We start from the raw sequence: 15,044 nt of genomic DNA on the forward strand, positions 1-15,044 counted from the left end.
GCGGCAACGAAATGAAGGAGGAGGAAGATGCGCAATCGCAACGCCACGGCCTATCGCTTCCTCACGCCCTATCTGCTGATCTTCGCGATCTTCTGGGTATGGCCGATCATCAGCTCCTTCATGATTTCCTTCCAGGCGACGCGTACCGTGCCGTGGCGGTTCGCGCCCGGCTTCAACTGGGGCCGGTTGATCGGCGATCCGGCCTTCTTCAACGCCCTGAAGAACACGCTGCTCATCCTGGTCATCCAGGTGCCGGTGATGATCTCGCTGGCGCTCGTCATGGCGGTGCTTTTGAACTCGCCGCTCTTGAAGGCGCGCGGCCTCTACCGCTTTGCCTTCTTCGCCCCCGTGGTGGTCGGCGAAGTTGCCTATTCGGCGGTGTTCCGGCTGATGTTCAACCTCGATTTCGGCATCATCAACAAGCTCCTGAACAGCATCGGCCTGCCCAAGGTCGACTGGTTTTCCAACGTCACTCCGGCGATGGCGCTGATCATGATCGCGGTGACCTGGCGCTGGGCCGGTTACAACGCCATCATCCTGCTCGCCGGCATGCAGTCCATTCCCGAAGATGTCTACGAGGCGGCGACGCTCGACCGCGTCAGCAAGCTCAAGCAGTTCTTCTACATCACCCTGCCGTTGCTCAAGCCGGTCATCGTGTTCTGCCTCGTGCTGTCGATCATCGGCACCATGCAGCTGTTCACCGAGCCCTTCCTGATCACCGAGCGCGGCGGGCCGGGCGGCGGCACCGAGACGCTTGGCCTGCTGCTTTACCGCCAGGGCTTTCGGTCGCTCAATTTCGGCTACGCCTCGGCCGTCGCCTACACCATGGCCGGGCTGGCGATCGCCATCACGCTGGCGCAGCTGTGGCTGACGAGGGAACCGAAATGAGTTCGCGCTCCGCAGCCAGATTGGGACGCAGCATCGCTCTGCATCTGTTCCTGACGCCGCTGGCGCTGATCTGGCTGTTTCCGCTGTGGATGATGGTCGTGTTCTCGACCATGCCGGACAACGGCATCTTCAGCCCCGGCATCGAGCTGTTGCCGCACGGCAATTTCATCGACAATTTCAACAATCTGCAGCGTGACACCAACTTCGTCGGCGCCATCGGCATCTCGGTATCGGTGGCGGTGACTTACACATTCCTGTCGGTGCTGCTGACGTCGATGGCCGGTTGGGCTCTGGCCCGCTACCAGTTTTTCGGCAAGGGCGCGGTTGTCGCCATCATCCTCGGCACCATAACGCTGCCCTATGCGGTCGTGCTGATCCCGCAATTCATCATGGTGGCGCGCGACTTCAAGCTCGCCAACACCTGGGTGGCGCTGATCGTCCCGCCGCTGTTCAATTCGCTCGGCGTGCTGTTCATGCGGCAGAGTTTTTCGATGATGCCGGACGATCTCTTCGATGCGGCGCGCGTCGAGGGCGTCAAGGAATGGCGCATCTTCCTCTTCGTCGCGCTGCCTTTGGCGCGGCCGATGCTGGCCGCACTCGCCATCATCCTGTTCCTCGCCTCCTGGAACAATTATCTGTGGCCGCTTTTGATCAACAGCCAGCCGGGTTCGATGACAGCACCCGTAGCGCTCGGCACGCTGATCGGCCTCACCAAGGTGTCATGGGGCGGCATCATGGCGGGTGCGGTGATGCTGACGGTGCCGATGCTCGTCGTCTTCGTGCTGCTGCAGCGCCATTTCATCGCCGGCATCGCCGCCGGCGCGGTCAAGTAAGGGGCAGCATGGCAACGGTCACGCTTAACAGTGTCGTCAAGCGCTTCGGCGTCTTCGAGGTCGTCCATGGCGCGAGCATCGACATCAAGGACGGCGAGTTCGTCGTCTTCGTCGGCCCCTCCGGCTGCGGAAAATCGACGCTGCTCAGGATGATCGCCGGGCTCGAGGACGTCAGCGGCGGCGAGATCGCCATCGGCGGCAAGGTGGTCAACGATGTCGAGCCGGCCGACCGCGGCATCGCCATGGTCTTCCAGTCCTACGCGCTCTATCCGCATATGAGCGTCGAACAGAACCTCTCTTTCGGCTTGCGCATGACCGGCAATCCAAAGGCCGACACCGAACGGCGGGTGACGCGGGCGGCCGAGATCCTGCGCATCAGCGAATTGATGGACAGGCGCCCGAAAAAACTCTCCGGCGGACAGCGCCAGCGCGTCGCCATCGGCCGCGCCATCGTGCGCGAACCGCAGGTGTTCCTGTTCGACGAGCCGCTCTCCAACCTCGACGCCGAATTGCGCGTCCAGATGCGCGTCGAGATCTCCCGGCTGCACAAGGAACTCGGCACGACAATGATCTATGTCACGCACGACCAGACCGAGGCGATGACGCTCGCCGACAGGATCGTCGTGATGCGCGCCGGCCATATCGAGCAGATCGGCCGGCCGCTCGATCTCTATGACAACCCCGACAATCAGTTCGTTGCGGGCTTTGTCGGGTCGCCGAAGATGAACTTCATCAAGGGCCGGGTTGTCGGGCACGATGCGGGTGGCGTCGTGGTCGATCTGGCGGGTCAGGAGAAGACCCGCATCACGCAACCGCTGACCGGCGCTGCACCCGAAATGGGCAGCCCAAAAATCGGCAGCAAGGTCATTGTCGGCGTGCGGCCCGAACATTTCGGCAATGCCGGAGAGGGCGACGCCGACCTTGTGGTTGCCATCGACGTGGTCGAGCACCTGGGCGGCACAAGTTTCCTCTACGCAAGAACGGCCAATGGTGACGACGTGGTGATCCAGCGCGACGCGACAAAGGTCCCCGACACATCAGAGATCACCGTTTCAATCCGCAAATCCTACCTGTTCGACGAAAAAGGACTGCGGCTGCGCTGACCGGCCGCCGTTTCCAGCCTTCAAGGAGAATGACAATGACCGCAACCACGCCCATTCGCTGGGGCATCCTCGGACCGGGCAGCATCGCCCAGTCCTTTGCCGGTGGCGTGGCCGATTCGCGCACCGGAAAGCTGGTCGCCATCGGTGCCCGCAATCCCGCCAAGCCTGGCCTCGCCGAGAGTTTCCCCCGCGCCCGCATCCTCGATGGCTACGATGCGCTGCTTGCTGATCCCGAAATCGATGCCGTCTACATTTCGATACCGCATCCCGGCCATGCGCAATGGGCGATCAAGGCGGCCGAGGCAGGAAAGCATGTGCTGTGCGAAAAGCCGCTGGCGCTGACCGCCTTCGAGGCCGACGCCATGATGCATGCCGCGCGCAAGGCCGGCACGTTTCTCGGCGAAGCCTTCATGTACCGGCTGCATCCGCAGACGCTGAAGCTGGTGGAACTGATCAGATCGGGCGTCATCGGCGAGATCAGAATGATCAAGTCGAGCTTTGGTTTTGCGATGCCGCGCTTCATGCCGGAGCACCGGCTCTACGCCAACGATCTCGCCGGCGGCGGCATTCTTGACGTCGGCGGCTATCCCGTCTCGATGGTGCGGTTGATTGCCGGCGCCGCGGCCGGAAAACCCTTCGCCGAGCCTGACAAGGTGGTCGGTACTGCCCATCTTGGCCAGTCCGGCGTCGACGAATGGGCCTCGGCGCTGCTGCAGTTCCCGGGTGGCATTGTCGCCGAAGCCTCCTGCAGCATCTCGCTCAACCAGGACAATGTTCTGCGCATCCTCGGCACCAAAGGCCGCATCGAAGTGCCGGACTTCTGGTTCGCCGGCGGCAACCGCGACGTTGGTCTCGGCCAGATCGACGTCATTGCATCCGATGGCACGCGCGAGACCATCAGCGTCAACGAGAAGCGCCATGTCTATTCCTTCGAGGTCGACGCAGCCGGTGAGGCCATCCGCGCCGGCGGCCAAGAATTCGCCTGGCCGGGCATGGCATGGGCGGAAAGCCTCGGCACGTTGCGCGTGCTGGACAAATGGCGGGCGGCCGCCGGCCTCGAATACGGGATCGAGAAGGCCCAGCAGCGTACCAACACCATCTCCGGCCGGCCTTTGCGATCGGGCGGCACGGCGATCGCCAAGCGCACGATCCCTGGCCTGTCGAAGCCGGCGTCGGTGCTGGCGCTCGGCTTTGAGGATTTCCGCACGTTTTCCTCAGGCTCGATCCTGCTCGATGCCTTTTTCGAGGCCGGCGGCAATCTCTTCGACACCGGTTACGTCTACGGTGGTGGTTATACCGAGAAGCTGCTTGGCGAGTGGTTGAAAAACCGTGGCGTGCGCGCGCAATCGGTGGTCATCGCCAAGGGCGCGCATTCACCGCTCTGCTATCCCGATGTGATCGGCAAGCAGCTCGACCAGTCGCTCGAACGCCTGCAGACCGACCATGTCGATGTCTACTTCATGCACCGCGACAATCCGGATGTGCCGGTCGGCGAATTCGTCGATGCGATGGATCGTGAGGTCAAGGCCGGCCGCATCCGCGGCCCGTTCGGCGGCTCGAACTGGACGATGGAACGCATGGATGAGGCGATCGCCTATGCCGAACGCACCGGCAAGCAAAAGCCCGGCGCGCTGTCCAACAATTTCTCGCTGGCTGAAATGCTGGAGCCGATCTGGGCAGGCTGCGTCACGTCCTCCACGGATGCATGGAAGGCCTGGCTGACATCCAGGCAGATGCCGAATTTCGCCTGGTCGAGCCAGGGGCGCGGCTTCTTCACCGATCGCGCAGGTCGGGACAAGCAAGACAATGAGGAACTGGTGCGGGTCTGGTACTCCGAGCGGAATTTCGGTCGCCGCGACCGGGCGATCGAACTTGCCGCGAGACTGGGCAAGAGCCCGATCCAAATTGCGCTGGCCTATGTGCTCGCTCAGCCCTTCCCATCCATCCCGCTGATCGGGCCACGCACGCTGGATGAGTTGGACGACAGCCTGCGCGCTCTCGACATCACGCTTTCGCAAGCCGATCTCGAATGGCTGGATGGCGGCAGTCTGCGCGCTGCCTAGCTGGCTGCCGGCTTAACGGTCGCGGCGTCAGGTCTCGTCATCAGGCGCCCTGACGCCACGCCTGGCCGGAGTCCGCAAATTGGCGTACATGCCTGTGGTGCGGAATTGGCTCGGCGTGATGCCGTAGCAGCGGCGGAAGACCTTTGAAAAGTAGTTCGCGTCCTCGAAGCCGCACAGGATAGCGACCTCCTTCACCGGCAGAAAATCCGCCTTGGTCAGCAGCTTCGCCGCGCGTTGCAGACGCTGCTGCAGCACGAACTCGGCAGGCGGCAAGCCTTCGCTTTCAGCAAAACAGCGTGAGAAATGGGCCCGGCTGAGGCCGCTGATCTGCACCAGATCCGCCACCGGCAGCGGCTTGTCGAGATTTGCGTTGATGTGATCGATGACCGGCTGCATAACGCTCTGTTTTTCGGCAAAGGCATGGGAGCCGAAGACATCGTCATAGAGCGCCATCGCAGCCTCGTAGGCTATCGCCGAAGCAGCGCCCGGCGAAGCGGCGCCTTTGATCAGGCGCAGGCTGCAATCGGCAAGATGATCGATCGTCGCCGGCTGCAGCCGAAATACAGGACCCGAGACGCTGAGGATCGACTTGTGAATGCGCAACGCCTCCTCGCCGTTCATCGAAATCCAGAAATACTCCCAGCGCTCGTCCTCAGCCAGCCAGTAGCGGTGGTTGTGCGGCACCAGCACCAGCAATGTGTCGTTCTTCTGCAGGCGGTAATTGCGGTTCTCGTAGCGCAGCCGGCCAGTCCCGCTGATCGTGTGCTGGAGCACGGTGAACGGCGTCTGGCCGCGCTTTCGCCCATCCCAGTCGTAGATCTCGTCCTCGCGCACTTCATAGCCCGTGCTCGTCGGCATGGCATGCAGGCGCTGGCGGCCGCGCGGCAGCGAGATCGTGCGCATGGACTGTCCGTTTTGTATCAAATCCTGCAGCACAAAATTACCCCCGAAAGCATAATCCTTCTCTGGTCGCGCTCGCGAATAAGCGCATAATCCCCGTCGAAAAGCGAGAGAGATCCGCAGTCGAGGAGCGGACGGGGAGGTTGGCGAGCCCGATTCCGGCTTGTCCTGCATACATGTCGGCATGTGGCTACAGCTTCCCATTGTCATTCCTTGCCTGCAATTCGAAGTGGAATGAGGTGCGGCTGATGAGTTTCAAAATCGCTATCATCGGCGCGGGCAGCGTCGGCTTCACCAAGAAATTGTTCACCGACATCCTGTGCGTGCCCGAATTCGAGGACATCGAATTCGCGCTGACCGATGTCAGCGAGCACAACCTTCAGATGATCAAGGCGATCCTCGACAAGATCGTCGAGGCAAACAGATTGCCGACCAGGGTGACGGCGACGACCGACCGCCGCCAGGCTCTCGAAGGCGCTCGCTACGTCATCAGCTGCGTGCGGGTCGGCGGTCTCGAAGCCTATGCCGACGATATCCGCATTCCCCTGAAATATGGCATCGACCAATGCGTCGGCGACACGATCTGTGCCGGCGGCATTCTCTATGGCCAGCGCAACATCCCGGTGATCCTGGATTTCTGCAAGGACATGCGCGAGGTCGCCGAGACGAACGTCAAGTTCCTGAACTACGCCAACCCGATGGCGATGAACACCTGGGCGGCGATCGAATACGGCAAGGTCGACACTGTTGGGCTCTGCCACGGCGTCCAGCACGGCGCCGAGCAGATCGCCGAGGTGCTTGGCGCCAAGTCCACGCAGGAGCTCGACTATGTCTGTTCCGGCATCAACCACCAGACCTGGTTCATCGGCCTGCGCCTGAACGGCCGCTCCATCGGCAAGGACGAACTGGTGGCTGCCTTCGAGGCGCATCCCGTCTATTCCAGGCAGGAGAAACTGCGCATCGATGTCCTGAAGCGCTTCGGCGTCTATTCGACCGAAAGCAACGGCCATCTTTCCGAATATCTGCCCTGGTACCGCAAACGTCCCGACGAGATCACGCGCTGGATCGATATGTCCGACTGGATCCATGGCGAGACTGGCGGCTATCTCCGTTACTCCACCGAAACCCGCAACTGGTTCGAGACGGAATATCCGCAGTTCCTCGAAGCGGCGTCCAAGCCGATCGACCGGGAGAAGCGCTCCAACGAGCATGCCAGCCACATATTGGAGGCGCTGGAGACCAACCGGGTCTATCGCGGCCACTTCAACGTCAAGAACAATGGCGTGATTACCAACCTGCCGCAGGACGCCATCATCGAGTCGCCGGGCTTCGTCGACCGTTTTGGCATCAACATGGCCGCCGGCATCACGTTGCCGGAAGCCTGCGCCGCCACCTGCATCGCTTCGATCAACGTCCAGCGCATGTCGGTGCATGCCGCGATATCAGGCGACATCGATCTTCTGAAGCTCGCCGTGCTGCATGACCCATTGGTCGGCGCGGTTTCGACGCCGGAGGAGGTCTGGCAGATGGTCGACGAAATGGTCGTCGCCCAGGCGGCTTGGCTGCCGCAATATGCCCATGCGGTTCCGGCCGCAAGGGAGCGGCTGTCGACATCTCAGGTGAAGACCCGCGAGTGGGCGGGCGCCGCACGGCGCAGCGTTCGCTCGATCGAGGAATTGCGCGCCGAAAAAGCCGCGCTGAAGCAAGCCGGCTGAGACGGGCCGGCTGAAAATTCATGCGGTGATGGTGGATCCATGGGAGGCGGATCCACTGCCACGAAGCCGTTTGAATTCGAGAAGAGGCGGAGCGGGTGCAAACGCTCCGGACAAACAAGAGGGAGAGAGACCGTGAGGAATTTACGCAATATCGGCCTTGCTGCCGGACTGACGCTGAGCGTCTCGGCACTCAGTGCTTACGCTTCCGAGCCGACGGTTCCGCCGGCGCCGACACCGTTTCCCGCCGAAGGCAAGATCAACTATGTCGCGCGAGACTCGATCCTGGAGTTCAAGCCGCTCCCCGAATATCACGAGCCCGACTGGGTCACCGAGAAATACGTCAAGACCGGCAAGCTGCCGCCGGTGAAAGACAGGCTGCCGAAAGATCCGCTGGTCTTCAAGACAGGCAACATGCAGGACGGCATCGGCGTCTATGGCGATACGATGCGCCACGTCATCGGCGGGCGGCCGGAAGGCTGGAACTACGGCGCCGGTCAGACGCAAGGCTGGGGCGGCATCGACATCGGCCTCTCCGAATGCCTGACGCGCACCGCCCCGCTGTTCCAGGTCGAGGCCAAGGACACCGAGCCGCTGCCGAACCTGGCCAGGAGCTGGGATTGGTCGAGCGATGGCCACAGGCTGACCATGCACCTCATCGAAGGAGCGAAGTGGTCGGACGGCGTGCCCTTCAATGCCGACGACGTCATGTTCTACTGGGACGACGAGGTGGTCGATCCTAACGTCTCGCCGCTGAACGGTGCGACGCCGGAAACCTTCGGCGTCGGCACGACGCTGAAGAAGATCGACGACTACACCGTCGAATGGACCTTCAAGGATGCCTTCCCGAAGCAGTACCTGTACGCCATGGCCTACGGCACCTTCTGTCCGGGCCCCGCGCACATCCTGAAGCCGCAGCATCCGAAATACTCGAAGAATACCTATGATCAGTTCAAAAATGCCTTCCCGCCGGAATTCATGAACATGCCGGTGATGGGTGGCTGGGTGCCGGTCGAATACCGGCCGGACGACATCATCGTCATGCGCCGCAATCCCTATTACTGGAAGGTCGACGAAAAGGGCAATCAACTGCCCTATCTCAACGAACTGCACTACAAGCTGTCGACCTGGGCCGACCGCGATGTCCAGGCGGTGGCCGGCGCGGCCGATTTTTCCAATTTGGAGCAGCCGGAAAACTTCGTCGCCTCGCTGAAGCGTGCGGCAGAGGCGAACGCGCCGGCCCGTCTTGCTTTCGGCCCGCGGCTCATCGGCTACAATCTGCGCTTTAATTTTTCCGCCAATGGCTGGGGCAATCCGGACGAACGCGGCCAGGCGATCCGCGAGTTGAACCGCAACGAGGATTTCCGCAAGGCCGTCACCATGGCGCTCGACCGCAAGGCGCTCGGCGACTCGCTGGTCAAGGGACCGTTCACCGCCATCTATCCCGGCGGCCTGTCGTCAGGAACCAGCTTCTACGACCGCGCTTCGACGGTCTACTACCCCTTCGACCTCGAGGGCGCCAAGGCCGAACTCGCCAAGGCCGGCCTCACGGATACGGACGGCGACGGCTTCGTGAATTTCCCTTCCGGCACCGCCGGCGGCAAGAATGTCGAGATCGTGATGCTGGTCAACAACGACTACACGACCGACAAGAGCCTTGCCGAAGGCGTCGTCGCCCAGATGGAAAAGCTCGGGCTTCGGGTCGTGCTCAACGGCCTCAACGGGACCCAACGCGACGCTTCGCAATATTCCGGCCGCTTCGATTGGCTGGTCCGTCGCAACGAACAGGAACTGACGTCGGTGGTGCAGAACACCGTGCAGCTTGCCCCGGTCGGTCCGCGCACCAGCTGGGACCATCGTGCGCCGGAGAACGGCGAGGTCGATGTGATGCCGTTCGAAAAGGACCTCGTCGACATCGTCAACAAGTTCGTCTCCACCCAGGACAATGACCAGCGCGCCAGCCTGATGAAACAATTCCAGAAGATCTCGACGGAGCACGTCTACAATGTCGGCCTGACGGAGTATCCCGGCGCGCTGATCGTCAACAAGCGTTTCTCGAACATCCCACAGGGCACGCCGATCTTCATGTTCAACTGGGCCGAGGATTCGATCATCCGCGAACGGGTCTTTGTCGCGGCCGACAAGCAGGCGAAATACGAATTGTTCCCGCAAGAACTGCCCGGCAAACCCGGAGAGAAGGGGCCGATGAATTAGGTTTACCTCCCTGACTGAGAGACCTCCGGCCGCGCCGCTGGCGCGGCCGGACAAACCAACCTCCGGACGCAACCAAGGGCGCGATCGGCGAGACGAGGAAACGAACCGTCCATGCTGCGATTCCTGCTCACGCGAATAGCGTCGGCAATCCCGGTCCTCGCCATTTTGAGCCTGGCCACATTTGCCATCATCCAGGCGCCGCCGGGCGATTATGCCGACTACATCCGCTCGCAGGCGATCAACCAGGGTGGAGCCTCCTTCGCCGAGGCCGACGCGCAGGCAAAGGCCTACCGCATCGAGCATGGTCTCGATAAGCCGCTTCCCCTCCAGTATCTCAACTGGATCGGCGGCATCGTCACCCGAGGCGATTTCGGCTACAGCCTCTATTACAACAAACCGGTCGCCGACGTGGTCGGCGAGCGCCTGCCGCGCACGCTTCTCCTGGCGCTGGTCTGCCATCTGCTGGCTTCGGTGCTGGGCATAACATTCGGCATATGGGCGGCGACCCGGCAATACACCTGGATCGACTCGGCGCTGTCGGCCATCTCCTTCCTCGGCATGACGGTGCCGCGCTTCCTGATGGCGTTGATCATCGTCTATCTCCTGGTCTTCCAATTCAACGTGTCGGAGATCGGCTCATTCTTCTCGCCGCAATATGGGGGCGCGCCGTGGTCGTGGGCCAAATTCGTCGATCTGGTCAAGCATGTCTGGCCGGTGGTGGCGATCGCGACTTTCGGCGGGCTCGCCTACAATATGCGCGTCATGCGCGGCAATCTGCTCGATACGCTGAACGCGCAATATGTCGAGACGGCAAGGGCCAAGGGGCTGACCGGCGCCGCCGTCGTCATGCGCCACGCCGTGCCTAACGCACTGCACCCGCTCATCATGTATCAGGGTGTGGTGCTGCCTTACATGTTGACCGGCGAAATCGAGACGGCGATCATCTTCGCGCTGCCGACTGTCGGCCCGGCGATCGTCGGCTCCATGGCTGTCGGCGATGTCTATGTCACCGCCACCTTCATGATGGTGCTGTCGGCGACGCTGATCGTCGGCAACATCATCGCCGACATGCTGCTCGTGCTGCTCGATCCGCGCGTGCGCCAGTTCGGGGAGCGCTGAGATGCTGGCGCGCGATCCATCCCCTCCACCGCTGCCGGCCGAAGGTCGCATCGTAGCCAAACCGGCGCGCGGTAACGAAAGCTACCTCGCCCTTGTCTGGCGCCGGCTGAAGCGCTCCTGGACCGGCATGGCCGGGCTCTGGCTCGTCGTGCTGCTGCTGGTGATGGCCGTGTTCGCCGAGTTCATCGCGCCAATGGACCCGAAGGTGACGGATGTCGGCTTCGCGCCTCCGCAGGTGCCTGTTTTCCATGACAGAGATGGCGGTTTCGTCGCGCGGCCGAGGGTCTATGCGCTGGCCGATTCGGCGGACCTCGATCCGGTCACTTTCCAGCCCGTCGTCGGTCCCGACTACGATCATCCAAGGCTGCTTGGTTTCTTCGTGCATGGCGCGCCTTACAAGCTCTTCGGGCTGTTGCCGGCGGACCGGCATCTGTTCGGCTCGCTGGACGGCCAGCCGGTGCATTTCCTGGGCACCGACAAGTTCGGCCGCGACGTGCTGTCGCGTGCCATCCATGGCTCGCGCGTCTCGCTAATGATCGCGCTGACGGTCGTCTTCATCATCACCGTCATCGGCACCACCGTCGGCATGGTCTCCGGCTATTTTGGCGGCAGGTTCGATGTCTGGATGCAGCGCTTCGTCGAACTGGTGCTCGCCTTCCCGCAGCTGCCGCTCTATCTGGCGCTGACGACGCTGATCCCGGTCACCGCTCCCACCAACGTCTTCCTCGCTTTCGTCATCATCGTCATGTCGGCCTTGGGTTGGGCGCAGATGTCTCGCGAGGTGCGCGGCAAGACTTTGGCGCTGGCGCGGATCGAGTATGTGCGCGCCGCCATGGCGGTCGGCGCCACCGACCGTCGCATCATCATGCAGCACATCTTTCCCAATGTGATGAGCCATGTGATTGTCGCCGTGACGCTGGCGATCCCGACGGTGGTGCTGCTCGAATCCTTCCTCGGTTTCCTCGGCTTCGCCGTCAAGCCGCCGCTGATCTCGTGGGGTCTGATGCTGCAGGACACCGCGACCTATTCCGTCATCGGCACCTATCCCTGGATCCTGTCGCCGGTCGGTTTCGTGCTCGTCACCGTCTTTGCCTTCAACGCGCTGGGCGATGGCCTGCGCGACGCCGTCGACCCTTATTGAGGTGCCTGAGATGTCCGTCGCGCTCGCCGAATCCTTCGCACCAACCGTCCGTCACGACCATGACGGACGCCGGGGCCAGCCGATCATCGACGCCCGCAACGTCGCCGTGGCCTTCAAGGTCGAGCATGGCGTCGTCGACGCGGTCAAGGACATCTCGTTTCAGCTCTATCGCGGCGAGACGATCGCCATCGTTGGCGAATCCGGTTCGGGCAAGTCGGTGACGGCGCGCACCGTCATGGGCCTTCTGTCGCGGCGCGCCACCGTGTCCCCCGGATCGAGCGTCTGCTATGACGGGCAAAACATCCTGAAATTTCCCGAGAGCGCCCGGCGCAAGCTGCGCGGCAACCGCATCTCGATGATCTTCCAGGAGCCGATGAGCTCGCTCAACCCGATCTATACGGTCGGCAGCCAGATCGTCGAGGCGATCCGGGTGCATCGCAAAGTCAGCCGCAAGCAGGCCTGGGCGCGCGCACTGGAACTTCTGCAGCATGTGCAGATTCCCGATCCCGCCGCGCGGCTCAAGCAATACCCGCACCAGCTATCGGGCGGGCAACGCCAGCGGGTGATGATCGCCATGGCGCTGGCCAACAATCCCGATGTGCTGATCGCCGATGAGCCGACCACAGCGCTCGATGTCACCGTCCAGGCGCAGATCCTGAACCTGATCCGCAGCCTGCAAAAAGAGCTGCGCATGGCGGTGATCCTGATCACCCACGACCTGACCGTGGTGCGCCAGTTCTCCGACTACGTTTATGTCATGCAGCATGGCGAAATGTGCGAGCACAACGTCACCGAACGGCTGTTCGCCAATCCACAGCACCCCTATACGAGACGGCTGCTGGCTTCCGAGCCGCATGGGCAGCCGAAGCCGCTGCCGGAGGGCTGCGGCATCATTCTCGAAGCCAGCGGCGTGCGCGTCTCATTCATGCTGCGCCACGGCACCTTCCTGAAACCGGACTGGCGAGAGCTGGTCGCCGTCGACGATCTCGGCCTGAAACTCTGTCGCCATGAGACGCTGGGGCTGGTCGGCGAATCCGGCTCCGGCAAGACCACCTTCGGCCAGGCCTTGCTCCGGTTGATCGACGCCAAGCGCGGCGAGATCCATTTCGACGGCAAGCCGATCCATGGCCTATCGCGTGCCGAGATGCGGCCGCTGCGCTCGCGCATGCAGATCGTCTTCCAGGATCCGTTCTCCTCGCTCAACCCGCGCATGACGATCGGCCAGATCATCGAGGAAGGGCTGATCGTCAACAGCATAGGGGCGACGCGGCGCGAGCGGGTCGAACGGGTGCGCGACGCGCTGGTCAGCGCCGGCATGCCGGGCGATATACTGTCGCGGTTTCCGCATGAATTCTCCGGCGGCCAGCGGCAGCGCATCGCCATCGCTCGCGCCATAGCGCTCGAACCCGAATTCATCCTGCTCGACGAGCCGACATCGGCGCTCGACCTCTCCGTCCAGGCGCAGATTGTCGACCTCCTGCGCAAGCTGCAGGACGAGCGCGGCCTCAGCTACCTCTTCATCTCGCACGACCTCAAGGTGGTGCGCGCACTGTGCCACCGCGTCATCGTCATGCAGAACGGCAAGATCGTCGAGCAGGGCCCCGTCGACGACGTCCTGTCCAATCCCAAGACCGCCTACACCGAACGGCTCGTCAGGGCCGCTTTCGACGTGGCCTGAACATATGCCGGAGGTTAGCATGGCAAGAAGTCCCAAGATCACGTTCATCGGCGCCGGCTCGACGGTGTTCATGAAGAACATTGTCGGCGACGTGCTGCAGCGCCCGTCGCTTTCCGGCGCGACGATCGCGCTGATGGACATCAATCCGCAACGGCTGGAAGAGAGCGCCATTGTCGTCAACAAGCTGATCGCGACGTTGGGCGTCAAGGCGAAGACCGAGACCCATTCGGACCAGCGCAAGGCGCTGGCCGACGCCGATTTCGTCGTCGTCGCCTTCCAGATCGGCGGCTATGAGCCCTGCACGGTCACCGACTTCGAGGTGCCGAAGAAATACGGCCTGCGCCAGACGATCGCCGACACGCTGGGCGTCGGCGGCATCATGCGCGGTTTGAGAACCGTGCCACATCTTTGGAAGGTCTGCGAAGATATGCTCGCCGTCTGCCCGCAGGCGATCATGCTGCAATATGTCAACCCGATGGCGATCAACACCTGGGCGATAGCGGAGAAATACCCTGACATCAGGCAGGTCGGTCTCTGCCATTCGGTGCAGGGTACGGCAATGGAGCTGGCGCACGATCTCGACCTTCCGTACGAAGAGATCCGCTATCGCTCGGCCGGCATCAACCACATGGCGTTCTATCTGAAGTTCGAGCATCGCCAGCCGGACGGTTCCTACCGCGACCTTTATCCCGATCTCGTGCGCGCCTATCGCGAAGGCCGCGCGCCCAAGCCCGGCTGGAATCCGCGCTGTCCCAACAAGGTGCGCTACGAGATGCTGACCCGGCTCGGCTATTTCGTCACCGAGAGCTCGGAACATTTCGCCGAATACACGCCCTATTTCATCAAGGAAGGCCGCCCGGACCTGATCGAGAAGTACGGCATCCCGCTGGACGAATATCCCAAGCGCTGCATCGAGCAGATCGAGCGCTGGAAGGGGCAGGCGGAAGCCTATCGCTCGGCCGACCGCATCGAGGTCGAGCAGTCCCGGGAATATGCCTCCTCGATCATGAATTCTGTCTGGACCGGCGAACCTTCGGTGATCTACGGCAACGTCCGCAACAATGGCTGCATCACGTCGCTGCCCAGGGACTGTGCCGCCGAAGTGCCGTGCCTAGTCGATGCCTCCGGCATCCAGCCGACCTATATCGGCGAGCTGCCGCCGCAATTGACCGCGCTGATCCGCACCAACATCAACGTGCAGGAACTGACGGTGCGGGCGCTGATGACGGAGAACCGCGAGCACATCTACCATGCGGCGATGATGGATCCGCATACTGCGGCCGAACTCGATCTCGATCAGATCTGGTCACTGGTCGACGATCTCCTCGCCGCCCACGGCGACTGGCTGCCAGCCTGGGCGCGTGTGAGGCGCAAGATCGAAGCCGCCTGACGA

General features: G+C 62.5%; 11 protein-coding genes. 10 read left to right on the forward strand and 1 reads right to left on the reverse strand.

Going from position 1 to position 15,044, the window contains the following annotated elements; all coding sequences use genetic code 11:
• Window positions 1-27: 27 nt before the first annotated feature.
• From NKJ11_RS27405 to NKJ11_RS27420, 4 genes are read left to right on the forward strand one after another with little or no spacing between them, the layout of a single operon-like run.
• Entirely contained in the window at window positions 28-888 is an 861-nt protein-coding gene (locus tag NKJ11_RS27405) for a carbohydrate ABC transporter permease (RefSeq protein WP_352441091.1), read from the forward strand.
• On the forward strand, window positions 885-1,721 hold the full coding sequence (locus NKJ11_RS27410) for a carbohydrate ABC transporter permease (RefSeq protein WP_023809271.1): 837 nt from the start codon (window positions 885-887) through the stop codon (window positions 1,719-1,721). Before NKJ11_RS27405 ends, NKJ11_RS27410 begins: the two co-directional genes overlap by 4 nt.
• A gap of 8 nt (window positions 1,722-1,729) precedes the next feature.
• The gene (locus NKJ11_RS27415) at window positions 1,730-2,824 is read left to right on the forward strand and encodes an ABC transporter ATP-binding protein (RefSeq protein WP_352611466.1); all 1,095 of its coding nucleotides are present in this window, start codon (window positions 1,730-1,732) and stop codon (window positions 2,822-2,824) included.
• 35 nt (window positions 2,825-2,859) lie between these two features.
• A complete protein-coding gene (locus NKJ11_RS27420) occupies window positions 2,860-4,887 on the forward strand; it encodes an aldo/keto reductase (protein WP_352611467.1) in 2,028 nt (675 codons plus the stop codon).
• Window positions 4,888-4,914: 27 nt separating this feature from the next.
• Here the strand turns inward: NKJ11_RS27420 and NKJ11_RS27425 are convergent, their stop codons facing one another.
• Complete coding sequence (locus NKJ11_RS27425) at window positions 4,915-5,823, reverse strand: AraC family transcriptional regulator (RefSeq protein WP_352441087.1); 909 nt, start codon at window positions 5,821-5,823, stop codon at window positions 4,915-4,917.
• Between the two features lie 212 nt (window positions 5,824-6,035).
• Between NKJ11_RS27425 and NKJ11_RS27430 the strand changes: the two genes are divergently transcribed.
• The 6 genes from NKJ11_RS27430 (at window position 6,036) to NKJ11_RS27455 (ending at window position 15,041) form a co-directional block, all read left to right on the forward strand.
• A complete protein-coding gene (locus NKJ11_RS27430) occupies window positions 6,036-7,502 on the forward strand; it encodes an alpha-glucosidase/alpha-galactosidase (RefSeq protein ID WP_352441086.1) in 1,467 nt (488 codons plus the stop codon).
• 132 nt (window positions 7,503-7,634) lie between these two features.
• Window positions 7,635-9,713 (forward strand): ABC transporter substrate-binding protein, encoded by a 2,079-nt coding sequence (locus NKJ11_RS27435; RefSeq protein ID WP_128302684.1) that lies wholly within the window; start codon window positions 7,635-7,637, stop codon window positions 9,711-9,713.
• A 111-nt stretch (window positions 9,714-9,824) separates the two neighbouring features.
• Window positions 9,825-10,832, forward strand: coding sequence for an ABC transporter permease (locus NKJ11_RS27440; protein WP_127296635.1), 1,008 nt, complete (start codon window positions 9,825-9,827; stop codon window positions 10,830-10,832).
• A 1-nt stretch (window position 10,833) separates the two neighbouring features.
• Entirely contained in the window at window positions 10,834-11,973 is a 1,140-nt protein-coding gene (locus NKJ11_RS27445) for an ABC transporter permease (RefSeq protein ID WP_128302683.1), read from the forward strand.
• A gap of 10 nt (window positions 11,974-11,983) precedes the next feature.
• The gene (locus tag NKJ11_RS27450; RefSeq protein ID WP_128302682.1) at window positions 11,984-13,651 is read left to right on the forward strand and encodes an ABC transporter ATP-binding protein; all 1,668 of its coding nucleotides are present in this window, start codon (window positions 11,984-11,986) and stop codon (window positions 13,649-13,651) included.
• A 19-nt stretch (window positions 13,652-13,670) separates the two neighbouring features.
• A complete protein-coding gene (locus NKJ11_RS27455) occupies window positions 13,671-15,041 on the forward strand; it encodes an alpha-glucosidase/alpha-galactosidase (protein ID WP_128302681.1) in 1,371 nt (456 codons plus the stop codon).
• Window positions 15,042-15,044 lie beyond the last annotated feature (3 nt).

This window comes from Mesorhizobium sp. M0243, assembly GCF_040321775.1.
Lineage (GTDB): Bacteria > Pseudomonadota > Alphaproteobacteria > Rhizobiales > Rhizobiaceae > Mesorhizobium.